A 23,086-nucleotide genomic window follows, 5' to 3' on the forward strand; every position below is an offset into this window, starting at 1 on the left:
CCGGCCGCCCTTTACAGGTACAGCCAAAAATACGAGCGGCTCTGGTGCGCGTTTTTGATCATGGATCATAGATCGTCGGAAATGCGGGCTTTGTCAATGGCGGATCGGAGCCCATCACAGGCATTGAGCCCTGGCCTCACTCTTGATAGTATACCCCCCTATGCTATATGAGGACCCATCATGTCCCACACCACCCTGCAGAAAAAGAAGCTCGTCGCCCGCATCAGCCGCTTGAAGGGGCAGATGGAGGCGGTCGAGCGCGCCCTCGAGTCTGAGCGCCCTTGCGGCGAGATCCTGCAACTGCTCGCCTCCGTCCGCGGCGCGCTGACCGGGCTGACCGGCGAGGTGCTCGACGATCATCTGCGTGAGCACGTGCTGAATGCCGCCGACGATGCGGCAAGGGCGGAGGCGGTCGAGGACATATCGGAAGTGTTGAGAACCTATATGCGCTAGAGCAATTCCAGGAAAAGTGTGAAGCGATTTTCCCAGGCAAAGCGCGAAGCGATTTTGCCGGGAATTGCGTAAAAAACAAAAGCTTAGAGCGGTTTTGCGTTTTCATGAAACGCTGAAGCGCTGAACCGCTCTAAGCGCGATGACGAAGGAGCCTGTCATGAGTGTGGGAAGCGACAAAGCTGGAATCAATGCCCTGGAACATGATCATGTCTTCCTCGGCGCCGATCATACGCGCAACGAGCGGCGCATCTGGCTGGTGATCGCGCTGACGGCAGTGATGATGGTGGCGGAAATCGCCGCCGGCACCGTCTACGGCTCCATGGCCCTGGTCGCCGATGGCTGGCACATGTCGACCCATGCCAGTGCGCTGCTGATTTCGGCGCTCGCCTATCTCTTCGCCCGCCGGCAGGCACGCAATCCGCGTTTCACCTTCGGCACCGGCAAGCTCGGCGATCTCGCCGGCTTCGCCAGCGCTATCATCCTTACCCTGATCGCCCTGCTGATGGCCTGGGAAAGCCTGCTGCGCCTTTCCAATCCCGTGCCGATCGGTTTTGCCCAGGCGATCGCCGTGGCGGTGATCGGCCTTGCCGTCAATCTGGCCAGCGCCTGGCTGCTGGCCGGCGGCGGCCATGTCGCGCATGGCGATCATGCGCACCATCATCATGGGCATGGCCATCACGCGCATCACAGTCATGGCAACCACGCCCATCCCGCGCATGGACATCGTCCGCACGGTCATGGCGACCATGCCCATCACGCAAAGACCGGCGACAACAATATCCGCGCCGCCTATCTGCATGTCATCGCCGATGCTTTGACCTCCGTGCTCGCCATCGCGGCGCTGACGCTCGGCAGCCTTTATGGCTGGCTCTGGCTCGATCCCCTGATGGGCATCGTCGGCGGTTTGGTGATCGCCAATTGGTCGTGGAGCCTGATGAAATCCTCCGGCGTCGTCCTGCTCGACGTCATTTCCGAAGGCGAGACGCTGCCGGCGGAGATCCGCGGCGCCATCGAGACGGAGGACGACCGGATCACCGATCTGCATGTCTGGCAGGTCGGCCCCGGCCATCATGCCGCAATTGTTGCCGTCCTTACCTCGAAGCCGCGCGATCCGGCCTTCTACAAGGGCAGGCTTTCGGCGTTGGAGGAATTGTCGCATGTAACGGTCGAGGTTACGCGCGCGGCGTGATCGGCGCGATCGGACGACAAAGGTCGCTCGACGGACGATTAACATCACCTTGGGGACGAGATGCCGCCGCAATCTCGCCTTAGCTCTGTCCTCCTGATTTGCCGGAGGATTTCATGGATCTCAGTCTGACCCGCCGCATGCTGATAGGCTCGGCATTGTGCCTGCCTGCGATGGGCTTGCCCGCGCTGGCGATTCCCGCCAACGCCGAGGAGGGGGCCAAGGAGAGTGCCGAGGAGGGCGACGACAACATCGAGCGCCGCCTTGCTGCGCTGGAAAAACGCACCGGCGGCCGCCTCGGCGTCTCGGTGCTCGACACTGAGACGAGCATCTCCTTCGGCTATCGCGGCAGCGAGGCCTTCCCGATGTGCAGTACCTTCAAGGCTCTGGCCGCCGCTTTCGTGCTTGCCCGTGCCGACAAGGGCGAGGAGAACCTCGACCGGCGGGTGACCTATGGCAAGGACAAGCTCGTCGATTATTCGCCGCTCAGCGAAAAACATGCCGGCACCGATGGCATGACCATTGCCGAACTCTGCGAGGCGGCGGTGACCGTCAGCGACAACACGGCCGGCAATCTGCTGCTCGAAAGTTTTGGCGGTCCGGCGGCGCTGACCGAATGGCTGCGCTCGATCGGTGACGGCACGACCCGTCTCGACCGCACCGAACCGACGCTGAACGAGGGCCGAAAGGACGACCCGCGCGACACGACGACCCCGGATGCGATGCTCGACACGCTCGGCAATCTGACGCTCGGCTCGGTCCTCGCCGAAGCATCCTGCGACAGGCTGATCGCCTGGCTGGTGGCGAGCACGACAGGCAAGGAGCGGCTGCGCGCCGGCTTGCCGGCGGATTGGAAGGTCGGAGACAAGACCGGCACCGGGCCGAATGGCTCTCTCGGCGATATCGCTGTGATCTGGCCGCCGGATCGCGGTCCGATCGTCGCAGCCGTCTATATCAGCGAGACGACCGTGCCGGTGAAGGAACTCAACCCGGTCTTTGCCGAAGTCGGCCGCATGATCGTCGAGATGGTGTGAATCGGGAAAATGCGGCGGAGAAGGCTCCCGCCGCATGCTGGATTAGATCTGCCTGTGGCTCAGGCGGCGGTGATATCGTCCGCCGTCTTGGTGCCATCATCCTCGATACCGGCCATCTCGCGCTTGATCTGCTCGGTGATTTCCTTCTCGATTGCGGCGCGTTGGTCGGCCGGCATGGCGGCCAGATCGGCCTCGGTCAGATCGTGCTGCTCGAGATAGCGGGCCCGGATATATTCCGCCGGCGTCATGTTGCCCCATTTGGAGAATTCGTCGACCAGGGCGGCATGCGCCGCACTCGCCGCCGCTTCATCGTCGGAAGGCTGATTGATGTAGGGGCCTTCGCTGCTTTGCAGGGCCCACATCGTATTGGCGATCGAAGGCGGCGTGCTGCTGGGCTCGAGACCGGGCGCGGTATTGCGCGCAGTGCTGTCGAAGTCCGTCGTTTGCTGATTCTTGGATTTGGCCGACTGATCGAAAAGACCGCCGACCCCGTAATAATTGCGAATATTGCTAGAGATTTCCATAAAAACTCTCCCCGAAAAACGGGGAGAGAATGGCGATGCAGCCATGCCTAGAGCTTGCGCCGGTGCCTTCTCTTGAGGAGAAAGGGTTCTCCCATCAAGGCAGCGTATAGGCGATCACGTAATCGCCGGGCGTGGTGCCGACAGAGCCGTGACCGCCGGCGACCATGACGACATATTGCTTGTTATCATCAGTCTCATAGGTCATCGGCGTCGCCTGGCCGCCGGCGGGAAGCCGCGCCTGCCAGAGCTCTTTGCCATTCGTCACGTCATAGGCGCGCAGGTAGTTGTCGACCGCGGCACCCAAGAAGGCGACGCCGCCCTTGGTCAGCATCGGTCCACCGATGCCGGGTACGCCCACTTTGAAGGGCAGGGGCAATGGCGTCATGTCGCGCACCGTGCCGTTCTTGTGCATATAGGCAATCTTGCCGGTGCGCAGGTCGACGCCCGCAACATAGCCCCATGGCGGCGCCTGGCAGGGGATTTTGAGCAGCCCGAGGAAGGGACCCATGAACACGCCGTAAGGCGCGCCGTCATTGCGGTTGAGCCCCTGTTCGCTGCCCTTCTCGTCCTGGCCTCTCGGCGGAATATCGGCGGCCGGCACCAGGCGCGAGGTGAAGGCGAGATAGGTCGGCATGCCGAACATGATCTGCCGCTCCGGATCCACCGCCACGCTGCCCCAGTTGAAGGTGCCGAAATTGCCGGGATAGACGATCGTCCCTTTGAGCGAAGGCGGCGTATAGCGGCCCTCATAGTAGTAGCGGTGGAAGTCGATGCGGCAGGCGAGCTGGTCAAACAGCGACACGCCCCACATGTCCTTTTCCTGAAGCGGCTCCGGCGAGAAGGTGAGGTCCGAGATCGGCTGCGTCGGCGAAGTATGATCGCCGGAGACCGCACCACCCGGCGCCGGGATTTCCTTGACCGGGATGATCGGCTCGCCGCTGCGCCGGTCGAGCACATAGAGATCGCCCTGCTTGGTCGGGCCGACCAGGGCTGGAACCACGGTGCCGTCCTGCTTCGTCAGGTCGATCAGCGCCGGCTGGGCCGGGACGTCCATGTCCCAGAGATCGTGATGCACCGTCTGGCGCACCCAGCGCAACTGGCCGGTGGCGATATCGAGCGCGACGATCGAGGAGGAGAATTTCTCGACATTGTCGCTGCGGTTGATGCCGAGCTGGTCGGGCACCTGGTTGCCGAGCGGGATATAGACCATGCCGAGTGTCTCGTCGACGCTGAAGACCGACCAACTGTTCGGCGAGTTGGTCGTATAGGTCTGGCCCTCGGTGATCGGCGTCGTCACGTCGGGATTGCCGGAATCCCAGTTCCAGACCAATGCGCCGGTATTGATGTCGAAGGCGCGGATGACGCCGGATTGTTCCTCAGTCGAATAATTGTCGTTCACCGCCCCACCGACGATGATCTTGCCCGCCACCGCGACCGGCGGCGAGGTGGAATAGTAATAGCCGGCCGGGTTGTAGCGCATGCCCGTTTCCAAATGCAGCACGCCCTGGTCGGCAAAGCTGGTGCAGACCTTCCCGTCCGCCGCATCGAGCGCGATCAGCCGGGCATCGGATGTCGGCAGGTAGACGCGTTCGGCGCAGGGCTGGCCGGCGGCAACGGTTGGATCGGCATAATAGGTGACGCCACGGCAGGTCTGATGCTGCCGGTCGGGGTTCATGCCTGAGTTGGCGTCGTATTTCCATTTCTCCTTGCCGGTCTTGGCATCGAGCGCGATCGCCCAGTTGTGCGGCGTGCAGAGATAGAGCGTGTCCTTCACCTTGAGCGGCGTCACCTGATAGGTCGTCTCGCTAATATCCTCCGGCCGTTTGACGTCGCCGGTCTGGTATCGCCACGCTTCCTTGAGAGTGGAGACATTCTGGGCTGTGATCTTGTCGAGCGGCGAATAGCGCTGGCCGAAAGGCGTGCGGCCATATTGATGCCATTCGCCATCCGGCACGCTGCCGCCGAAGGCGGGATTGGCGGCGACCATGTCCTTGGGCAGTTCGCCGGCAAGATCATGCGGGTCAGTCGTCATCGAATAAAGGGCGACGAGGATGGCGAGGATGACAGGCACGGCGAGCGGCCAGGGGTTGGCGGCGTAGGTGATGCCCGTCGGGCTGCGCAGGCCGAGCGGCCGGCGGATCCATGGTGTCAGCAGCCAGAGCCCGAGCAGGATGATCATGCCGCCGCGCGGGCCGAGCTGCCACCAGTCGAAGCCAACCTCCCAGATCGCCCAGGCGAGTGCTGCGACGACGAGCACCGCATAGACCCAGAGCGCCACCGCCTTGCGCATCAGAAGCAGACCGGCGGTAATCACGAACATCAGCCCGGCAAACAGATAGAAGACGCTGCCGCCGAGCGTGACGAGCCAGAGCCCGCCACCGCCGAGTGCCAGCCCGATGATGATGAAGAAGATGGAGGTGACGATGATCGCCATAAGGCAGTCTCCCGCTGAGGTTAGCCGGGGTGAAGGATCGGCGGAAAAGCCCCGCCGATCAGGCAGATAGCGCGAGGGAGATGCCTTTCAACGGCCACAATTGCCGCAGGGCGCGGATGCACCGAACGGCGCGTCGGGCCGGATCGAAGCGGATCGCCGTGGCACAAATGCTCCACCTAAACGGGCAAGACCGCCCGTCACGTTCCGCAGAAGGTCGCAAGCACCCGTTCGTCCGGCTTCGGTGGTTCCCTATAGGCGGCAAAGCCCGGCTGGTCCTCATAGGGTTTCGAAAGCACGCTCAGCAGCGCCTCGAACAGCGAGAAATCCCCGTCCTCGACGGCAGCCTTGATCGCCTGTTCGACCCGGTGATTGCGCGGAATGAAGGCTGGATTGACGCTGCGCATGGCAATGGCGCGCTCAGTGGCCGTCTGCGGATCGCGGGACAATCTCTCGCGCCACTGCGTGAGCCAGGGGCCGCAGGCATCCGCTTCGCGGAAACTTGCCGCAAATGCGGGCGCTGCGACGTCATCGCCGGCAAGATCCGATAGCCGCCGGAAGGCCAGGGTGAAATCGGCGCCCTGCGCCTGCATCAGTGACAGCAGCGCCTGCACCAGTTCGAGATCGCCGTCCTCTTCACCGGCAAGGCCGATCTTTTCGCGCATGCCGGCCAGCCAATGCGCCTGGAACCGTTCGCCGTAACGCTTGATCACCACATTGGCCTTGTCGACCGCGCTGTCGGGCTCGGCGTCGATCAGCGGCAGCAGCGTTTCGCCGAGCCTTGCGAGGTTCCATTGGCCGATGCCGGGCTGGTTGGCATAGGCGTAACGGCCATGCTGGTCGATCGACGAAAAGACGGTCGCCGGATCATAGGTATCCATGAAGGCGCAGGGGCCGAAATCGATCGTCTCGCCGGAGACGGTCATATTGTCCGTGTTCATCACGCCATGGATGAAGCCGACATGCAGCCATCGGGCAATCAGCGCCGCCTGGCGTTCGGAGACCGCTTCGAAGAGCGAGAGATACGGGTTCTCGGCCTCTTTCAATGTGGGATAGTGCCGGTCGATCACATAGTCGGCCAGAGCCCGTACACCGTCAGTGTCGCCCCTGGCCGCGAAGTACTGGAACGTGCCGACTCTGACATGGCTGGCCGCGACGCGGGTGAAGACCGCGCCCGGCAGCACCTCTTCGCGATAGACCGGCTCGCCTGTCGTCACCGCCGCCAGCGCCCGTGTGGCGGGAATGCCGAGCGCAAACATCGCCTCGCTGATGATATATTCGCGCAATACCGGCCCGATTGCCGCCCGCCCATCGCCGCGGCGCGAAAAAGGCGTCGGTCCGGCGCCCTTCAGCTGGATATCGTAGCGCTTGCCGCTGCGGTCGACCACCTCGCCGAGAAGGATCGCCCGCCCGTCACCGAGCTGCGGCGAGAAGCCGCCGAACTGATGCCCGGCATAGGCCATTGCCAGCGGCTCGGCCCCTTCGGGAACGAGATTGCCGGAAAAGATTGCCGCACCGTCGCGGCGTAGGGCCTCGACGTCGAGCCCAAGCTCGGCGGCGAGCGGCTCGTTGAGCTTGATCAGCCAGGGCTCCGTCACCGGTGTCGGCACTTGCGCCGCAAAGAAGTGCGGCGGCAAGCCGACATAGCTATTGTCGAACGGAAAGGCCGCACCGGGCCGGTTTTTCTGCAGGGCGGAGGTCATGGTTCATAGGTAGGGCTAGGATGCATGCCGCGCAAGCCAGGGGATGAAGACCTTCACGAAGAACAGACCCATGCAAGGAATCGTGATCTGCCTTTACCTCTCGTCAAAGCAGCTTTGCCATAAACGACATAGCGCCGCCATGATCGCGGGCGTATAGCAGATCGTCTCCCCTTGGCTTTGCGCCATGTCATCCCCCGCGGCCTTGCTGCCTTGTGTGCTCCGCCGCGCCACCGCGAGTGATCCCGGACGATGTCGGATCAGATTTACCAGGCGCCGATGGTTCGGCGCGCCACACCCAATTTCCGGGTGATCGCGATGATTGTCGCGAGTGCGATGCTGATGGAAAATATCGATGCGACCGTGCTTGCGACCGCGCTGCCGACCATGGCACGTGATTTCGGCGTCAGCGCCCCGGCCATGTCGATCGCCTTGACCTCCTATCTCTTGAGCCTTGCGATCTTCATTCCGGCAAGCGGCCGGATGGCCGATAGTTTCGGCTCCCGCACCGTCTTCCGCTCGGCCATCGCCGTCTTCGTCGTCGGCTCCATCCTCTGTGCCCTGGCGCCGACGCTGTCCTTCCTGGTGCTGGCGCGGCTGCTGCAGGGCATCGGCGGCGCGATGATGATGCCGGTCGGGCGCCTGGTGCTGATGCGCAGCGTCGACCGAAAGGATATGGTCAGCGCCATGTCCTGGCTGCTCGTGCCGGCGCTGATCGGCCCGATCGTCGGCCCGCCGCTCGGCGGCTTCATCGTCACTTATCTCGACTGGCGCTGGATCTTTTATATCAATGTGCCGATCGGCATCATTGGCATGATCTTTGTCTCGATCTACATCGACGAGGTCAAGGGCAAGGCAAGCGGTCCGTTCGATACGATCGGCTTCATTCTTTCCGGCGTCTCGCTCGGCTCGCTGCTCTTCGGCTTCGAAATGTCGAGCCATGAGGGCGAGGGTGCGTTTTCGATCTTCCTGATCGCGCTTGGCCTGCTCTTCGGCATCGCCTATCTCAGACATGCCCGCAAGCACCCGTCGCCGATCATGGATTTCTCGCTGATGAAGGTGCCGAGCTTCGGCACGTCGGTCATTGCCGGTTCGCTGACGCGCATCACGCAAGGAGCGCAGCCCTTCCTGCTGCCGCTGCTCTTCCAGATCGGCTTCGGCCTGTCTGCCGCCGCGGCCGGCCAGATCATCATCGCGACCGCGCTTGGCGCTCTCGCCATGAAGCCGATGGCGAAGTTTGTCTTCCGCCGGCTGGGCTTCCGCAGGAGTCTCATCCTCAACGGTATCCTCGGGACGATCGGCTATGGCCTTTGTGCCGCCTTCCGGCCGGACTGGCCGATGCCGCTGGTCTTTATCGTCCTGGTGCTCAGCGCCTTCTTCCTGTCGTTCCAGTTCACCGCCTATAACACCATTGCCTATGACGAGATCAGCAAGGAGCGGATGAGCTCGGCCACGAGCTTCTACACCACCTTCCAGCAGCTGATGCTGTCGCTCGGCATCTGCATCGGCGCCTTGGCGCTGCACGGCTCCATGGCGTTCAATGGCGCCGAGACGCCGGCCCTTGGCGATTTCTCGGCAGCCTTCATCGTCGTCACGATCATCTCGATCACCGCGACCTTCTGGAACCTGCGCTTCTCGCCGACTGCCGGCGAGGAGATCACCGGCTACAAGGCCAAGCAGACGAAAGGCGCCGTCGCCAAAGGCTGACACCGCCTTTCCCTTCGTCAGAAGCCGACCGGCTCCCGCGGCTGCCGGCGTCGCAAGAGCCGGCCCTCGCGCCGGTCTGCCTCGAGGCCGTAGGTCATCTGGCCGGGCAAGCCCCCGAAGGCGAGATCACTATCCCGCAGCGCCACCTCCACGGTCGCCTCAGGCTCGGTGCGCCTCTGCCGTCCCGTAATCGCAAGCCACAGATCGTGCCAGCCGCGCCCACGCATCATCGTGCCCCCAATCGTCATTCTCTCCTCCCTCTCAGGTCGTCACGCCGCCTGCGGCAGGCATGCCTCGCAGATCGCCGCGACATGGCGGTGGTCGGTGCCGCAGCAGCCGCCAAGCACGCGCACCGCAGGCATGCGGTCGATGAGCTTGCGGTAGCGGCGGCCGAGATCTTCGGGATCGCCTGCATCCAGCGTTTCGCTATTGTCCAACTGCTCATGGCTCATGGTCGAGGCATTGGCGCGGATGCCGGAAATGCGCTTCACCCAGGCGCTTCCAGGATCGAGTGCTGTTTCGAAATGCGTCGGATGGGCACAGTTGATCATGTAATAGGCCGGCGCTCCGCCGGTCGCCGCATCCGTCGTCTCGATGGCGTCCTGAATGCTGCGGCCCGTCACCAGCCGGCCATCCGTCTCCAGCGTGAAGGAGATGGCCGAGGGCATGCCGAGCGACTGTGCCGCCCGCGCCACGCCGATCGCCTCGTCGATATTGGTCAGCGTGAAGGCGCTCACCATATCGGCTTCCGTGCCGGCAAAAGTCCCGATCTGAAAGGCGTGGTAGTCTTCCGCTTCGGCCGCATCCATGCTGCCTGCCTTGTAGCCGTCGCCGCGCGGGCCGATCGCCCCGCTGATGACGATCGGCTGCTCCGGCCGCTCATAGGCGCCGCGTAAGCCGACGAGCAGGTCGACAGCCTCCTCGTTGACCGCCTTCAGGGCTTCGCTGGTATAGCCGAGCTTCTGTCCCCAGTCCGGATTGGCTCGCCATGTGGCGGTGTCGAGCACGAAGCCCGTGCCGTGCCGCCGGGCGATATCGAGATAGCGGCGATAGTAATTCCGCATGCGCTGCCGCCCGTCTTCGGAAGACAGCAATATGAAGGCGGCGAAATGCGGAAGCTCGATCCCTTCCTGGAAGATCATCGTCGTTTCCATGCCGCCATCGGTAATGAAGGTGCCGCCTTTGAGCTGCGGCAAACCATTTCTGTACTTTGCCATTGTTGAAGCCTCTCCCTCGCGGCGCCCGAAACGGCTGCCGTCGATGAATGATGTTCTGGCGCTTAATCGGCTGCCAAACTAGACGACTTGCGGTATACTCCAGGTGGTTTTGGTTTTTGCCGATTGATATCAATTGCTTGCTTCAACCGATGCTGCCGGGGGCGCAAGCAAGCCTGAAGGTGCGGCGCTGAAAACTGTACCGTCGGTACAGGAGGGGACATGCGAAAGGGCGAGGAAACGCGGACCCGCATCCTCGATGTGGCCGAAGCGGCAGTCTTGCAGAAGGGTTTCGGCGGCACATCCATCGAGGAGCTGATCGCCGAGACCGGCATCACCAAGAGCGGCTTCTTCTATCATTTCAGAGACAAGAACGAGCTCGCCAAGGCGCTGCTCAACCGTTACATCGAAAATGACGAGCGCATCTACGACGAGATCTTCAGCCGCGCGCGCGATCTGGTCGACGATCCGCTGCAGTCCTTCCTGCTCGGCCTGAAGCTGCTGTCCGAATTGCTCTCCGACCTGCCGAACGGCCATCCGGGCTGTCTTGTGGCGGGCATCTGCTATTACGAGCGGCTGTTCGACCGCGAGATACAGGAGATCAACCGGAATGCGGTGCTTGCCTGGCGGCGCCGCTTCGGCCGCATGATCCGGGAAATCGTGGCCGTCTATCCGCTGCGCGAACCCGTCGACGTCGACCAGCTTGCCGACATGGTGTCCTCAGTCCTGGAAGGCGGCATCGTTTTGTCGAAGACGCTGAAGGAGCCGAACACGCTGGCCGAACAGGTGCTGATGCTCCGCACCTTCGTGAAGATGCTCTTCCTGCCGGTGGCGGAGATGCCGAGGGCGTCGAGCGGTTCAGCCTTTCATGGAGGCGCAGAGCCGCACTAGCTTTTTGGGCGTCAGTCCTTGCCTTCCATCGCCGCGGCCATTTCCGCGAGCTTGCGCACGGTGTTGAGGTTGCGCGAGGTCCCAGGCTTCAGCGCCGGCAGTTTCAGCTTCGAGCGGCCGGAGCCGTTGGGATAATGCACGTAGATTTCCCGGCCGGCGAGTTTCGCCTCCTCGCCGTCGGGCGCCACCATCTTTTCCAGCGCATCGCCGGGCGGCTTTTCGGGCAGGAAGTAGACCAGCAGGAAGTTCGGCTTGGCCTTGGGGAAGGGTGCGTCGGCGGCAAGCTTGTCGAGTTCTTTGCGGCTGCGCACCATCACGCCTGGGCGTTTGCCCATCGTCTTGCCGAGCGCCTCGTCGAGCCGCTCCTCCACCGTCTTTTCCGCCTCATCCGAGCGGAAAAGCACGTTGCCGCTCTGGATGTAGGTCTTCACGTCGGAAAAGCCGAGGCCTTCGCAGATCGCCTTCAGTTCGGCCATCGGCAAAGAGCCGGTGCCGCCGACATTGACGGCGCGCAGCAATGCAACAAAGACCGTCATCGGCTCCTCCGAATCCTTTACATCTTGCCGGCAACCTTGATTGCAAACGCATACTCAAAGGCAATCTCTTCCAGCCGTTGGAAGCGGCCCGAGGCGCCGCCATGGCCGGCGTCCATATTGGTCTTGAGCAGGATCGGCGCGTCGCCCGTCGTCTTGTCGCGCAGCTTTGCCACCCACTTGGCCGGCTCCCAATAGGTGACGCGCGGGTCGGTCAGGCCGCCGAGCGCCAGGACCGGCGGATAGGCCTTTGCGCCGACATTGTCATAGGGCGAGTAGGATGCGATCTGCTCGTATTCTTCCTTGCTGTCGATCGGATTGCCCCATTCCGGCCATTCCGGCGGGGTGAGTGGCAAAGTGTCGTCGAGCATGGTGTTGAGCACGTCGACGAAGGGAACGGCGGCGATGAGGCCGGCAAACTTCTCCGGCGCCATGTTGGCAACCGCACCCATCAGCATGCCGCCGGCCGATCCGCCCTCGGCGATGATCTTCGCGTAAGAGGTGAACTTCTGTTGATTCAGATAGTCGGCCGCTGCGACGAAGTCCTTGAAGGTATTCGTCTTCTTGTCCATTTTGCCGTCTTCGTACCAGGAAAATCCCTTGTCCTTGCCGCCGCGGATATGGGCGATGGCATAGACGAAGCCGCGGTCGGCGAGCGACAGGCAGTTGGTGTTGAAGCCGGCCGGAATGGTGATGCCGTAGGCGCCATAGCCGTAGAGCAGGCAGGGCGCGCTGCCGTCGAGTGGGGTATCCCTGCGATAGAGCAGGGTGACCGGCACCTTCTCGCCGTCCCACGCCGGAGCGAAGACGCGGCGGGTGACGTAGTCGTCGGGATTGTGACCGGACGGCACTTCCTGCGTCTTCAACAGCGTGCGCTCGCGCGTCACCATGTTGTAGTCATAGAGCTGCGACGGTGTCGTCATCGAGGAATAGGAGAAGCGGATGATATCGGTGTCGTATTCCGCCGCGCCCTGCAGCCCCAGCGAATAGGCTTCCTCGGCAAAGGCGATCGCATGTTCCTCGCCGGTCTTGCGGTCGCGGATCATGATCTGTGGCAGCCCGTCCTTGCGCTCCAGCCACAGGAGATGGCGGGCATAGGCCATGTGGCTGATAACAAGCGTGCCGGGCTTGTGGGCGACCACTTCGCGCCAGTTTTCCTTCACCGGATTGTCGACCGGCGCTTCCATGATCTTGAAATCCTTGGCGCCGCCGTCATTGGTGAGGATGTAGAAGACGTCGCCGCCCTCGGTCAGCGAATATTCGATGCCTTCCTCGCGCGCCGCCACCAGCTTCGGCTCGGCGGTCAAGTCCTTGGTCGACAGCAGCCGGTATTCGCTGGTCTCGTGGTCGTGGATGTCGATATAGATGACATCGTCGAGCAGCGAGCCGCCGACGCCCATGAAGAAGCCGGCATCGGCTTCCTCATAGACCAGCCGGTCTTCCGACTGCGGCTGGCCGAGAATGTGGTGGAACACCTTCGATGGCCGGTGATTCTCGTCGAGTGCCGAATAGAAGAAGCTCTTGCCATCCGGCGCCCAGACGCCGCCGCCGCCGGTATTCTCGATCCGGTCCTCCAGGTCTTGCCCGGTCTGGAGGTCGCGCACCTTCAGCGTGAAGAACTCCGAACCCTTGTCGTCATAACCCCAGATGCCGCGGTTGTGGTCGCTCGTATGGTCGAGGCCGGCGAGGCGGAAATAGGCCTTGCCGGCCGCCTCCTTGTCACCGTCGAGCAGCACGGTGCGGATCGCCTCGTCGGCGACATTGCCGTCGCGGGCGATGCGGAAATAACGCGGCTGTTCGCCGCCGGTGACATAGAAGGTGCCGTAGGCATAGGCACCGTCCTTCATCGGGACCGAGCTGTCGTCTTCCTTGATGCGGCCGCGCATTTCGGAAAACAGCACCTTCTGCAGCGGCTTGGTGTCCTCCATCGCCGCGTTCATATAGGTGTTTTCAGCGTCGAGATGGCGGCGGATCTCGGGATCGAGGATCGACGGATCCTTGAACATCGCCTGCCAGTTGTCGGCGCGCAGCCAGGCATAGTCGTCCGTGCGGGTGATGCCGTGGCGCGTATCGGAGGTGGGCTTCTTCGGTGCGGCAGGCGGGGTCGGCAGGCTCTTGAAAGCGGACAAGGAATGGCTCCGGTGGGAATGTCGGGTTGGCAAGAGATAGAGGCGCACTGGTCCCGGATCAAGCGGCAAGGGTGCGGCAAGGGCGCGGATGACCTTCCACAGACAAGGAGGACACTTTGCCCGCCTTGCCTTGATGTCACCACAATATTTAAGAAAGTCCGCTCTCGTCGCGCGAAATTTGCACGTGCCAAGCCTCCGGCAAGCCGCCTGTGGCAGGGTGAAGAATGGACAACAGTAAGGGATTTTCTCCGCAATGCCGAAACGTCTGCTCCTGTTTGTATCCCTCGCAAGCCTCGCTGCCCCCGCCTTTGCCGTTGATCCCGCCATCAAGAAGCAGCTGGAAAAACTCGATCCCTCGACCCGCCTGGAACAGAGTTGCGACACCGAGGCGATGAGCCGCATCAACAAGGACAGCACCGGCTTCAAGCCAGACAAGGTGATCGCCTACACCTTCAAGGACCCGATCCCCGGCGACAATTCGCTGGACGCGCCGGGTGCCGTCTTCCGCAGCAAGGGCGACTGGTACCATCTCTCCTACAATTGCATCACCGGTCCGCAGCATATCAATGTGCGCGAACTCAACTACGAGATCGGCGAGAAGGTGCCGCGCGAGAAGTGGGACAAGTATTATCTCTATGATTGATGCTGCCCTGTCCGTCCAGGCGGCTGCGGTGACAACCGGCCGCATGGCGCCGGGGGAGAGCCGCCGCTAAAATCGGCAGCTCGAATCATAGAAATCCATCGTATGAACCGCATCCTGCTCGCTTCGGCGTTCCTTCTGGTCAGCATCTCCGCTGCATTGGCGGACGAAATCCCGTCAGCCGTGTCGGCCGCGCTCGGTCCGGTCCCGGCTGCAGTCAGTCCGGCCCCGAAGGCGCCGGCGCCAAAACTCGTCGAGCCGCATCTACATATCGCCCGTTCCAATGTCGCCGGCCATGCCCGTGTTGCGCTGACCTTCGATGCCTGCATGGGGCAGGCGGACGAGCGCATCCTTTCGACCTTGGTGCGTGAACGCATCCCGGCAACGATCTTCGTCACCGCCCGCTGGCTGAAGCGCAATCCCGCCGCGGTCGCCGTGTTCCTGCAGAATCCCGATCTCTTCGAACTCGAAAATCATGGCCAGAACCATATTCCGGCCGTCGACACGCCGACGCTGATCTATGGCATCGCATCTGCCGGCTCGCCGCAGGCGGTGCGGCAGGAAGTCGAAGGCGGCGCTGCCGCTATGGTCGCTGCCGGCATCCCGGCGCCGCACTGGTTCCGCGGCTCGACCGCCAAATATGATCTTTCCGCCATCGGCGAGATCCGCGCCATGGGCTATCGCATTGCCGGTTATTCGGTGAATGGCGACGGCGGCTCGCTGCTCGGGGCTGTGATCACCGAAAAGCGTATCGCCTCGGCCAGGGACGGCGACGTCGTCATCTCCCACGTCAACCAGCCGACCCATGCGGCCGGCGAGGGGGTGGCCAAAGCACTGGTCGATCTCAAGGCCAAGGGGACTCAATTCGTCCGACTCCAGGATGTCGAGGACACCGGCGACGACAAGACGACCGAATAGCGGCCGAAGCTTCTTCCGTCTCGAACCAGATTTAACGCAGCATGATTTCCGGTCGGAAGCGCTCGTGCAGCGTTCTTAAACCCGGTCCGTCGCGGTCGACGGCAAAATCCTCGAACCAATCCCGTTGCATGCCGGCCAGCATGGCGCCGATCATTTGCGCGGCGAGATAGGAGAAGGTGATGCCGTTGCCGCCGTAGCCATAGGCTGCGAACACATGTGGTATCTGCGGCACCGGACCGATCAGCGGCAGGCCGTCGGCCGTCTCGCCAAAGGTGCCGCACCAGGCATGGGCGACGCGTGTATCCGCCTTCGGCCACAGCCGCTTCATCTTCTCCTGGATTGCGACGATCTTGGCCGGCAGCTTCCGATCTCGTACCTCGGCATCCGTGGTATCGTCATCCTCGCCGCCGGCGACGATGCGATTATCCGGTGTCGTGCGCATGTAGAGATAGGGGTGGCTGTCCTCCCAGATCAGCGCCCTGTCGCGCCAGAAATTTGCCGGGTCCTGCGCCACGGTGGCGAGCGCCCAGCTCGAACTCGACCGATGCAGTTTCGGCATGTCGAGGCCCGGCATCGAATAGCCGGTCGCAAGCACGACATGCCGCGCCTCGATGACGTGGCCTCCATCCGTCTCCGCCATGACGCGGTCACCTTCGCTGTGAAGCGCAGCCACGGAAGCGTTGACCAGCCGCGCGCCGCGCCGGACGGCCATCTCCAGGAGCGCCCAGGTCAGAAGCAGCGGATCGCATTCCGCCGAACCCGGCGAATAGATCGCACCATCCCGGTCGAGTTCGAACTGTGTGAAGAGATCGGGATGTTCGAGATAGACGCCGGGCAGGCCCGCCCGGCGACGAAGCTGGCGCTCCTCCAGCAGGTTGCGCGCGCCTTCGCGGCCATCAGCCAGATAGAGCGTATTGCGCGACCGGAAGCCGCAGGCGATCTCGTTTGCGGCGATCAGCTTGGAAAGGCCGGCGACCGCGGCACCACTGCGGCGGTAGATGCCGGCCGCACGCTCGAAACCGTAATAATCCTCGAGCTCGGTGAGGGTGCTGTCGATTTCCCATTGTAGCATCGCCGTGCTCGCCGCGGTGCTGCCGAAACCGGGCTCCTCCCGGTCGATGACAACAACCGAGAAACCGCGGGCCGTCAAATGTTCGGCAACCAATGCGCCGGTAATGCCGCCGCCGATCACGGCGATGTCGGTGGAAAAGCTCTGCTCGATCGGCCGCCATTCGGGCCGAATGCCGCTTTTTCCCCAGAGAGAACGGCCGCTGACCATCTGGTCATGATCGGATTCGGTAAGGTCGAGATCAGCTGCCACGAAGGTTTCCCCGGTTGATTATTTCGGCAATTGCGGCTGCGGTTTTTCCTCGATCAGCAACTCGTCGATAATAGTCATGACGATCAGCGAAAGCGGCAGCGCCAGCATGGCGCCGACGGCACCCCACATCCATGTCCAGAACAGGATGGCGAGGAAGACGACGAAGGGATTGATTTCCAGCCGCCGTCCCATCACCGCCGGGAAGATCAGGTTCTCCATGAGGAGATGCACGGTGAAGAAGGCTGCCGCCGGCATCAGTCCGATGAGGATGCCATCATGGGTCAGGATGCCGGCGACCGCGACGGCAAGTGTCATCAGCGTGATGCCGAGATAGGGGATGAAGCTCGACAGGAAGGCGAAGAAGCCCCAGAGCACCGGGGCCGACAGCCCACCGGCATAGGCGATGACAGTCATGACGACGCCGAGCCCGACATAGATCAGCGAGGCCGTGGCGAAATAGAAGCCGAGCACCTGCTCTACGGCATTGATGACACGGATTGCCGCCAGGCGTTGCGTGCGGGTGCGGAAGGTCATGATGATCGTCTTGCGCAAGTTGACCCGACCAGCGAGGAAGAACAGCAGCGCCGCAAAGAAGATCATCCCCTGCACCAGCGCCGGCGTCAGGCTACTCGTCACCACGTGCAGCACGTTGCCGGTGTTTTCGAGCAGCGCACCGATCGACATCGACCCGCTTTCGAATGTCGCCGGCGTGATATGCAGCCATCTGATGCGTTCCAGATATGGCATGACGCGGTTTATGGTTCGCTCGGCGAAGGCCGGGCCCTCATTGGCAAGCGTCATCAGCGGGTCGGCAAGCGAGTTGATCAGCAGGAAGATCACCAGCGCCACGGCGCTCGACAGCATGAAGGCGTTGGCAAGCCGCGGCACTCCCATCTTGCCGAGTTTTTCTGCCGCCATGCCGAGGATCATGCCGACGACGACGGCAAGTGTGATCGGGATGAGGATCAGCGACATCAGGTAGACCGCGGCAAGAAAAAGAATGCCGAAGATGCCGATGATCGCCCAGGCCATGCTGACGTCGAGCCCATCCTTTTCCAGACGGTGCAGCGGAGGCGGCGGCAGTTCTTCCGCAGCTTCCTTCAGCGACTGTGCCCAGGCGCTGGTGTGGCGTTCGCCGATCGCGATTTTCTTTGCTTGTTTGCGGATGCCATTGGCGATGCCCATGCGGTGAGGTCCCCGAAGCCCCATTGCTTCCTCACGGAAACGCACCGATAGGGTTCCGGTTCCCTGAAGGAACGACCGCCTGTGAAGGTGCATCCGGCATGTCTTTGCGCCGATGGCATTGCCCGCATGGCGTGAGCGTCTTCAACCGCTATGGCTGATCTGCGGCAACCTGGAAATTACGCCGACAGCGTCAGGCCGATGCCCCAGGGATCCCTGAGGAATATGCCGCCGTCGCGCTTCTCGCTTTTGATCTCCAGCGCATCGAGCTTGGAGACCGCCGCATCCAGCGTCGCCTTGTCGTTGAAACGGATCTTGTAGTCCGAAAGCCCGGTCATATTGCTGGCGCGAGCCGTCGCGCCGCGGCTGTTCCAGATATTGGCGCCGAGATGGTGATGATAGCCGCCGCTCGCAAAGAAGCTCGCGCCGGGATAGCGCGCCATCAGCTTGAGGCCGAGGACGTCGCGGTAAAAGGCGTCGGCCTGCGGGATGTCGCCGACCTGCAGATGCAGGTGACCGATCGCCGTTCCCACCGCCATGCCGTCCCAGCGCTCATCAGGCGCGCTGTTATAGAGCGCTTGCAGGTCGAGGCGAAGCGTCGCCATCTCCACCATGCCGTCCTGGTGGAATTTCCATTGTTCGTGCGGCCGGTCGGCATAGATCTCGATGCCGTTGCCTTCGGGATCGGAAAGATAGATCGCCTCGCTGACGAGATGGTCCGAGGCGCCGTCGAGCGCGACATTGTTCTGTGCCGCATGGCGCAGCCAGCGTGCGAGCTCGGTCCTGCTCGGCATAAGGAAGGCGGTGTGGAAAAGGCCGGCGGCATTGCGCGGCGCGATGGTCGCATCTTTTGCGGTCGTCAGCGTCAGCAAAGGGAGATCGCCGACACCCAGCACTTCGCCGCTCGCCGTCTTCTCGATGACCTTCAGGCCAAGCATCGATTGATAGAAACCGGAAACGAGGCCAAGGTCGGTGACGACGAGATGCGACTGGTCGATATAGGCGGGCCGCGTCAGCGCATAGGAAGTTTCGGTCGTCATGGATTGTTCTCCTGCCTCTGAATTGGCCTGTAAGAGAGAAGGCGTACCGGCGGTGGCGGCAAACATGCCGCCTGTGGCAAGCCCGAGGAAGTTTCGCCGGTTCATTCGCCTCTGGTCCCTCGGTTGCCGTACTTGATCCCTATATGGCGCATTCCGATTGTTCACAGAAGGCCCGTTTTTGAGGATGAAGCGTTGAACAGATGTTGACGATGACTTGCGCCCACTTGATCGCCGTCAACGCGCCCATATCTTATTTAGAGGAAGCTTATAAATACTAGTCATGGAGGGAAGCCATGTACAGAAAGATCATCGTAGCGATCGCGCTCGGCGGCATCGAAAAGGGAGAAAAGATCCTCCGCAAGGCCGCGTCCTTGCTCGATGACGGCGGTGAGATCATCGCGCTCAACGTTATCGAAGATGTGCCGAGCTATGTCGCGATCGAGTTGCCTGCCAATATGGTCGAGGACGCCATGCAGGACAGCCGCGACAAGCTGCAAGCGCTGCTGACAACCACCGGCGTCACGGCAACCGTCGAGATCGCCAACGGCCCGCCTGCCAAAGCCATCATCTCGACCGCCGAAAGCCACGGCGCGGATCTGATTATCGTCGCCTCACACGTTCCGGACTTTTCCAACTACTTCATCGGCGCCACCGCCGACCGGGTCGTGCGTCATGCCAAATGCTCGGTGCTGGTCGACCGGCAGAAGATTTGATTTTTGCGCCACTGCGGCCTGTCACGAAGATTTACCGCCGGTGCGCTTTGCCGCAGTTGCGCGCCCGCCGGTTCGATGCGACGATTGCAATCGGGGTATGAAACGGATTGGCGTGCATGGCCGAGTTCAACGGCATTCGCTGGGCTTATGATAAATACGAACTGATCGCCGACGGTATCGTCCATGGCGTCGGCCTCGTGCTGGCGCTGATCGGGGCCACCGTGCTGATTTTCTACGCCACGGTCTGGAGTTCTTACGGCGCGCTCGCGGCCGCCTGGATCTATGGGGTCGGGCTGGTGCTGACGCTTGCCATTTCCTTTTCCTACAACGCCTGGCCGGTCTCGCGCACGAAATGGTTTCTGCGCCGCTTCGATCATTCGGCGATCTTCCTGCTGATCGCCGCCACCTACACGCCCTTCCTCGAACGCGGCGCCGACGACCCGCTGCTCTTGTTCATGCTGGTCGCGATCTGGCTGTTCGCCGCCGTCGGCATTGTCCTGAAATGCGTCTTCCCCGGGCGTTATGACCGATTTGCCATCCTGCTTTATCTCGCTATGGGCTGGAGCGGCGTGCTGGTGGCCGGGCCCGTCGCCTCGCGCATTCCTTCCGCCTCGATGCTGCTGATCGTCATCGGCGGCGTCATCTATTCGCTCGGCGTTATTTTCCATGTCTGGGAGAAGCTGCGCTTTCAAAACGCCATCTGGCATGGTTTCGTCGTCACCGCCGCAGCTGTGCATTATTCGGCCGTCTTCACTTGCTTCAGCCTGTCGGCGCCGGGGGTCTGAACGACGGTCGTTTACATCTGTCGGGGTCGGGCGTATGCCGCCTTCACAGACAATACGAACCGGGCAATCATGACAGACGCTGTCCTCCTCCGCGACGCCACCGAAGCCGATCTTTCCGCCATCCGCGATATCTACAATCACGCTGTCGAGCACACGACGGCGATCTGGAACGACACACTGGTCGATCTCGAAAATCGGCTGGAATGGTTCAGGGCGCGCAAGGCGCGGGGCTTTCCCGTCATCGTCGCCGAAATGTCGGGCAAGGTCGCAGGCTACGCCTCCTATGGCGACTGGCGGGCCTTCGACGGCTACCGCCATACGGTCGAGCATTCCGTCTATGTCGACAAGGATTGCCGCGGTGCGGGCATCGGCGAGCGCCTGATGCGGGAATTGATCGCGCGTGCTGCGGCCGGCAACATCCATGTGATGATCGCCGGTATCGAGGCTGACAATACCGCCTCGGTCAGGCTGCACGAAAAGCTCGGTTTCCGTATCGCCGGCAGATTTTCCGAGGTCGGCACCAAATTCGGCCGCTGGCTGGACCTGACTTGCATGGAACTTCGCTTGCCCGGCAAGGTGGATTGATCCACCTGCCCGGCAAAGCCCCAGACCCATCCGGCAAAGCCATTGTGAACGGCGCGCACCATCTTTTTATTGTAGTCTGAGCTGTGTAAGAATGTGGACGCAGTCTGCTTCGCGGAATGCGGCCTGAAAGCGTCATGTAAGCGTCATGGGGGTGAATAGTTCAATGGCAATGCAAAGATCGTCGCTCGGTCTCCTTGCCCTCGTCCTTCTGGCATTTCCGCCGGTTGTAGCCCGGGCCGCCGATTGCGGCAGCATGGCCTCGCCGAAGCTCGACTGGCAGGAATGCACCAAGAAGAACCTGATGCTGCAGGGCAGTGATCTCGAAGGCGCCAATCTCGTCGGCACCGACTTCTCGCTGACCGATCTCGCTGGCGCCAACTTCAAATCCGCCAACCTGGAGAAAGCGACGCTGGTGCGCGCCTCACTCGAGGGCGCACACGCTGAAGGCGCCAACTTCGCCAAGATCGAGGCCTATCGCTCCAGCTTCGCCAATATCGCCGCCGATGGTGCTTCCTTTGCCGGCGCCGAGCTGCAGCGGGCCAATTTCGCCGGCGCCCGGCTCGCCGGCACGAGCTTCGAAAAGGCCGAGCTCGGCCGCGCCGACTTCGACAAAGCGGTGCTGACGGGTGCGAAATTCTCGTTCGCCAATCTCTCCCGTGCCGATCTCTCCGGCGCGACCTTCGAAACCACGCCGATGTTCGATCGCGCCTTCATGTTCCTCACGCGCATCGAAGGCCTTGACCTCTCGGCCGCAGCAGGGCTCGAACAGGCCCAGATCGACCTTGCCTGCGGCGATGCCTCGACCAAGCTGCCGGCCGGCCTCTCCGCCCCGACGACCTGGCCCTGTCCAGCCGAGCGCGAGTAACCAGGCGGGTCTGAACCGCTCTATGTCCGGTCCGTGATGTAGAGGTAGAATTCCATTATGCCGCCATCGGGGCTGCCTGTTTTGGCGAATGTTTCCCGCCGCCGGTGCACCCGCTCCGCAACACGTTGCGAGGGAATGTTGTCGGGCCTGACGATGGAGACGATGCGCGCAAGGCCAAGGTCATGAAGCGCGTGGTCGCAGCAGGCGGCGGCCGCCTCGATCGCATAGCCCTTGCCCCAATGGTCGCGCCACAGATGATAGCCGATCTCGGGTTCCAGGCCCGCGGAGGTTTCCTGCAGCGTGATGCCGCAATCGCCGAGCAATGTGCCGCTCTGCCGGTCCGTCACCGTCCAGAGGCCGAAGCCGTGACTGGTATAACTGTCGAAGGCGAGCCTCTGGAACCAGCGCGCGGTTTCGTCGAAACTCTTGATGCCGGGGTAATACCGCATGCATTCGGCATCGCCGAAAATGCGGTGGAGAAACGGCAGGTCGGCAGGCGTGATCTCCCGCAGCGTCAGCCGCTCGGTCTTCAGGATATCGCGCGCCATCGGCCTTCTCCTGGTATCGCCGATCCGTCGATAGCGTCTACGACGGAGGAAGTCAGCGGCCCATCACATCGGAATGGGCCGCTTGCCGATTGCGGGGCTGCGCGCCTACTTCCCGGGCTCGAACACCATGGAATGGCCGTTGATGCAGTAGCGCAGGCCGGTCGGTGGTGGCCCGTCGGGAAAGACGTGGCCGAGATGGGCTTCGCAGCTGCCGCAACGGATTTCGGTGCGCACCATGCCAAAGGCCGTGTCGCGATGCTCCGTCACCGCTTCGGGCGACACTGCTTCGAAATAGCTCGGCCAGCCGCAGCCGGCATCGAATTTCGTGTCGGAGCGGAAAAGCGGCGCATTACAGCCGACGCAGCGGTAAAGCCCTGTCTCGAAGGAGTCCCAGTAGGGGCCGGTAAAGGCGCGTTCGGTACCGTGCTGGCGCGTGATGCGGTATTGCTCGGGGGTGAGCTGCTCTTTCCATTCGTCATCGGTTTTGTGGATCTTGGCGGTGGTCGCAGTTTCGGACATGAGGTGCTCCTTTCGCCGAGGGGCGGTTCCGTTTGCGCAAAATGTGGTGCGCCGCGTTCACTTCATCAAGTCTCCAGCGCCGCGCCATCAGATTGGCGGCATACCGCAATTGGAGGAAGACGCTTGCTTTTACATCCGTTAGGGGTTTTCTGTTAGGGTTAATGTTAC

Annotated in this window: 23 protein-coding genes; 11 read left to right on the forward strand and 12 right to left on the reverse strand. The window is 62.4% G+C overall.

What is annotated here, in order from left to right; translation table 11 throughout:
• Nucleotides 1-180: 180 nt before the first annotated feature.
• The 3 genes from dmeR to bla all read left to right on the forward strand — a co-directional run bounded on the left by dmeR (nucleotide 181) and on the right by bla (nucleotide 2,673).
• Entirely contained in the window at nucleotides 181-453 is a 273-nt protein-coding gene (gene dmeR, locus BS629_RS24585) for a Ni(II)/Co(II)-sensing transcriptional repressor DmeR (RefSeq protein WP_018241231.1), read from the forward strand.
• A gap of 157 nt (nucleotides 454-610) precedes the next feature.
• A complete protein-coding gene (dmeF, locus tag BS629_RS24590; protein WP_026188319.1) occupies nucleotides 611-1,642 on the forward strand; it encodes a CDF family Co(II)/Ni(II) efflux transporter DmeF in 1,032 nt (343 codons plus the stop codon).
• A gap of 113 nt (nucleotides 1,643-1,755) precedes the next feature.
• Nucleotides 1,756-2,673, forward strand: a complete 918-nt coding sequence (bla, locus tag BS629_RS24595) for a class A beta-lactamase (protein ID WP_018241233.1) — start codon at nucleotides 1,756-1,758, stop codon at nucleotides 2,671-2,673.
• Nucleotides 2,674-2,732: 59 nt separating this feature from the next.
• On the opposite strand, the gene BS629_RS24600 is transcribed toward bla, so the two are convergent.
• From BS629_RS24600 to BS629_RS24610, 3 genes are all read right to left on the reverse strand, one after another.
• Nucleotides 2,733-3,197 (reverse strand): hypothetical protein, encoded by a 465-nt coding sequence (locus BS629_RS24600; protein ID WP_018241234.1) that lies wholly within the window; start codon nucleotides 3,195-3,197, stop codon nucleotides 2,733-2,735.
• 94 nt (nucleotides 3,198-3,291) lie between these two features.
• A complete protein-coding gene (locus BS629_RS24605) occupies nucleotides 3,292-5,631 on the reverse strand; it encodes a glucose/quinate/shikimate family membrane-bound PQQ-dependent dehydrogenase (protein WP_018241235.1) in 2,340 nt (779 codons plus the stop codon).
• A gap of 197 nt (nucleotides 5,632-5,828) precedes the next feature.
• Nucleotides 5,829-7,331 carry a protein adenylyltransferase SelO gene (locus tag BS629_RS24610; RefSeq protein WP_018241236.1) on the reverse strand — a complete coding sequence of 501 codons (1,503 nt, stop codon included), beginning with the start codon at nucleotides 7,329-7,331 and terminating at the stop codon, nucleotides 5,829-5,831.
• 249 nt (nucleotides 7,332-7,580) lie between these two features.
• Between BS629_RS24610 and BS629_RS24615 the strand changes: the two genes are divergently transcribed.
• Entirely contained in the window at nucleotides 7,581-9,035 is a 1,455-nt protein-coding gene (locus BS629_RS24615; protein WP_018241237.1) for a DHA2 family efflux MFS transporter permease subunit, read from the forward strand.
• A 17-nt stretch (nucleotides 9,036-9,052) separates the two neighbouring features.
• Here BS629_RS24615 and BS629_RS24620 read toward each other — a convergent pair whose 3' ends face one another.
• Nucleotides 9,053-9,283, reverse strand: a complete 231-nt coding sequence (locus BS629_RS24620; RefSeq protein ID WP_018241238.1) for a hypothetical protein — start codon at nucleotides 9,281-9,283, stop codon at nucleotides 9,053-9,055.
• A 21-nt stretch (nucleotides 9,284-9,304) separates the two neighbouring features.
• Nucleotides 9,305-10,252: a homocysteine S-methyltransferase family protein gene (locus BS629_RS24625; protein WP_018241239.1), complete on the reverse strand. Its 948-nt coding sequence runs from the start codon at nucleotides 10,250-10,252 to the stop codon at nucleotides 9,305-9,307.
• Between the two features lie 219 nt (nucleotides 10,253-10,471).
• Here BS629_RS24625 and BS629_RS24630 point away from each other — a divergent pair, with 219 nt between their 5' ends.
• Entirely contained in the window at nucleotides 10,472-11,140 is a 669-nt protein-coding gene (locus BS629_RS24630) for a TetR/AcrR family transcriptional regulator (protein ID WP_018241240.1), read from the forward strand.
• A gap of 11 nt (nucleotides 11,141-11,151) precedes the next feature.
• Here the strand turns inward: BS629_RS24630 and BS629_RS24635 are convergent, their stop codons facing one another.
• Together BS629_RS24635 and BS629_RS24640 are read right to left on the reverse strand one after the other, a co-directional pair.
• Entirely contained in the window at nucleotides 11,152-11,676 is a 525-nt protein-coding gene (locus BS629_RS24635) for a DUF1697 domain-containing protein (RefSeq protein ID WP_018241241.1), read from the reverse strand.
• A gap of 17 nt (nucleotides 11,677-11,693) precedes the next feature.
• Nucleotides 11,694-13,802, reverse strand: coding sequence for a S9 family peptidase (locus BS629_RS24640; protein WP_018241242.1), 2,109 nt, complete (start codon nucleotides 13,800-13,802; stop codon nucleotides 11,694-11,696).
• A gap of 253 nt (nucleotides 13,803-14,055) precedes the next feature.
• On the opposite strand from BS629_RS24640, the gene BS629_RS24645 reads away from it, so the two are divergent.
• Together BS629_RS24645 and BS629_RS24650 are read left to right on the forward strand one after the other, a co-directional pair.
• Nucleotides 14,056-14,445 (forward strand): DUF930 domain-containing protein, encoded by a 390-nt coding sequence (locus tag BS629_RS24645; protein ID WP_003557772.1) that lies wholly within the window; start codon nucleotides 14,056-14,058, stop codon nucleotides 14,443-14,445.
• Between the two features lie 102 nt (nucleotides 14,446-14,547).
• The gene (locus tag BS629_RS24650) at nucleotides 14,548-15,360 is read left to right on the forward strand and encodes a polysaccharide deacetylase family protein (RefSeq protein ID WP_018241243.1); all 813 of its coding nucleotides are present in this window, start codon (nucleotides 14,548-14,550) and stop codon (nucleotides 15,358-15,360) included.
• A gap of 31 nt (nucleotides 15,361-15,391) precedes the next feature.
• On the opposite strand, the gene BS629_RS24655 is transcribed toward BS629_RS24650, so the two are convergent.
• The 3 genes from BS629_RS24655 to BS629_RS24665 form a co-directional block, all read right to left on the reverse strand.
• Nucleotides 15,392-16,681, reverse strand: a complete 1,290-nt coding sequence (locus BS629_RS24655; RefSeq protein ID WP_018241244.1) for an NAD(P)/FAD-dependent oxidoreductase — start codon at nucleotides 16,679-16,681, stop codon at nucleotides 15,392-15,394.
• Between the two features lie 18 nt (nucleotides 16,682-16,699).
• Entirely contained in the window at nucleotides 16,700-17,866 is a 1,167-nt protein-coding gene (locus BS629_RS24660) for an AI-2E family transporter (RefSeq protein WP_018241245.1), read from the reverse strand.
• A 176-nt stretch (nucleotides 17,867-18,042) separates the two neighbouring features.
• Complete coding sequence (locus BS629_RS24665) at nucleotides 18,043-18,903, reverse strand: VOC family protein (protein WP_032980181.1); 861 nt, start codon at nucleotides 18,901-18,903, stop codon at nucleotides 18,043-18,045.
• 293 nt (nucleotides 18,904-19,196) lie between these two features.
• Between BS629_RS24665 and BS629_RS24670 the strand changes: the two genes are divergently transcribed.
• From BS629_RS24670 to BS629_RS24685, 4 genes are all read left to right on the forward strand, one after another.
• Nucleotides 19,197-19,616, forward strand: coding sequence for a universal stress protein (locus BS629_RS24670; RefSeq protein ID WP_018241247.1), 420 nt, complete (start codon nucleotides 19,197-19,199; stop codon nucleotides 19,614-19,616).
• 116 nt (nucleotides 19,617-19,732) lie between these two features.
• Nucleotides 19,733-20,401 (forward strand): PAQR family membrane homeostasis protein TrhA, encoded by a 669-nt coding sequence (gene trhA, locus BS629_RS24675; RefSeq protein ID WP_026188320.1) that lies wholly within the window; start codon nucleotides 19,733-19,735, stop codon nucleotides 20,399-20,401.
• A gap of 69 nt (nucleotides 20,402-20,470) precedes the next feature.
• On the forward strand, nucleotides 20,471-20,986 hold the full coding sequence (locus BS629_RS24680; RefSeq protein WP_018241249.1) for a GNAT family N-acetyltransferase: 516 nt from the start codon (nucleotides 20,471-20,473) through the stop codon (nucleotides 20,984-20,986).
• Between the two features lie 163 nt (nucleotides 20,987-21,149).
• Complete coding sequence (locus tag BS629_RS24685) at nucleotides 21,150-21,851, forward strand: pentapeptide repeat-containing protein (protein WP_018241250.1); 702 nt, start codon at nucleotides 21,150-21,152, stop codon at nucleotides 21,849-21,851.
• Between the two features lie 20 nt (nucleotides 21,852-21,871).
• Here BS629_RS24685 and BS629_RS24690 read toward each other — a convergent pair whose 3' ends face one another.
• Together BS629_RS24690 and msrB are read right to left on the reverse strand one after the other, a co-directional pair.
• A complete protein-coding gene (locus BS629_RS24690) occupies nucleotides 21,872-22,399 on the reverse strand; it encodes a GNAT family N-acetyltransferase (protein WP_018241251.1) in 528 nt (175 codons plus the stop codon).
• A gap of 105 nt (nucleotides 22,400-22,504) precedes the next feature.
• Nucleotides 22,505-22,918: a peptide-methionine (R)-S-oxide reductase MsrB gene (msrB, locus tag BS629_RS24695; RefSeq protein WP_018241252.1), complete on the reverse strand. Its 414-nt coding sequence runs from the start codon at nucleotides 22,916-22,918 to the stop codon at nucleotides 22,505-22,507.
• Nucleotides 22,919-23,086: the final 168 nt, after the last annotated feature.

The organism is Rhizobium leguminosarum bv. viciae USDA 2370, assembly GCF_002008365.1.
Lineage (GTDB): Bacteria > Pseudomonadota > Alphaproteobacteria > Rhizobiales > Rhizobiaceae > Rhizobium > Rhizobium leguminosarum.

Coding starts and splice junctions, on each gene's coding strand:
- dmeR (WP_018241231.1), top strand. CDS start 181: ATGTCCCACACCACCCTGCAGAAAAAGAAGCTCGTCGCCCGCATCAGC.
- dmeF (WP_026188319.1), top strand. CDS start 611: ATGAGTGTGGGAAGCGACAAAGCTGGAATCAATGCCCTGGAACATGAT.
- bla (WP_018241233.1), top strand. CDS start 1,756: ATGGATCTCAGTCTGACCCGCCGCATGCTGATAGGCTCGGCATTGTGC.
- BS629_RS24600 (WP_018241234.1), bottom strand. CDS start 3,197: ATGGAAATCTCTAGCAATATTCGCAATTATTACGGGGTCGGCGGTCTT.
- BS629_RS24605 (WP_018241235.1), bottom strand. CDS start 5,631: ATGGCGATCATCGTCACCTCCATCTTCTTCATCATCATCGGGCTGGCA.
- BS629_RS24610 (WP_018241236.1), bottom strand. CDS start 7,331: ATGACCTCCGCCCTGCAGAAAAACCGGCCCGGTGCGGCCTTTCCGTTC.
- BS629_RS24615 (WP_018241237.1), top strand. CDS start 7,581: ATGTCGGATCAGATTTACCAGGCGCCGATGGTTCGGCGCGCCACACCC.
- BS629_RS24620 (WP_018241238.1), bottom strand. CDS start 9,283: ATGACGATTGGGGGCACGATGATGCGTGGGCGCGGCTGGCACGATCTG.
- BS629_RS24625 (WP_018241239.1), bottom strand. CDS start 10,252: ATGGCAAAGTACAGAAATGGTTTGCCGCAGCTCAAAGGCGGCACCTTC.
- BS629_RS24630 (WP_018241240.1), top strand. CDS start 10,472: ATGCGAAAGGGCGAGGAAACGCGGACCCGCATCCTCGATGTGGCCGAA.
- BS629_RS24635 (WP_018241241.1), bottom strand. CDS start 11,676: ATGACGGTCTTTGTTGCATTGCTGCGCGCCGTCAATGTCGGCGGCACC.
- BS629_RS24645 (WP_003557772.1), top strand. CDS start 14,056: ATGCCGAAACGTCTGCTCCTGTTTGTATCCCTCGCAAGCCTCGCTGCC.
- BS629_RS24650 (WP_018241243.1), top strand. CDS start 14,548: ATGAACCGCATCCTGCTCGCTTCGGCGTTCCTTCTGGTCAGCATCTCC.
- BS629_RS24660 (WP_018241245.1), bottom strand. CDS start 17,866: ATGGGCATCGCCAATGGCATCCGCAAACAAGCAAAGAAAATCGCGATC.
- BS629_RS24665 (WP_032980181.1), bottom strand. CDS start 18,903: ATGACGACCGAAACTTCCTATGCGCTGACGCGGCCCGCCTATATCGAC.
- BS629_RS24670 (WP_018241247.1), top strand. CDS start 19,197: ATGTACAGAAAGATCATCGTAGCGATCGCGCTCGGCGGCATCGAAAAG.
- trhA (WP_026188320.1), top strand. CDS start 19,733: ATGGCCGAGTTCAACGGCATTCGCTGGGCTTATGATAAATACGAACTG.
- BS629_RS24680 (WP_018241249.1), top strand. CDS start 20,471: ATGACAGACGCTGTCCTCCTCCGCGACGCCACCGAAGCCGATCTTTCC.
- BS629_RS24685 (WP_018241250.1), top strand. CDS start 21,150: ATGGCAATGCAAAGATCGTCGCTCGGTCTCCTTGCCCTCGTCCTTCTG.
- BS629_RS24690 (WP_018241251.1), bottom strand. CDS start 22,399: ATGGCGCGCGATATCCTGAAGACCGAGCGGCTGACGCTGCGGGAGATC.
- msrB (WP_018241252.1), bottom strand. CDS start 22,918: ATGTCCGAAACTGCGACCACCGCCAAGATCCACAAAACCGATGACGAA.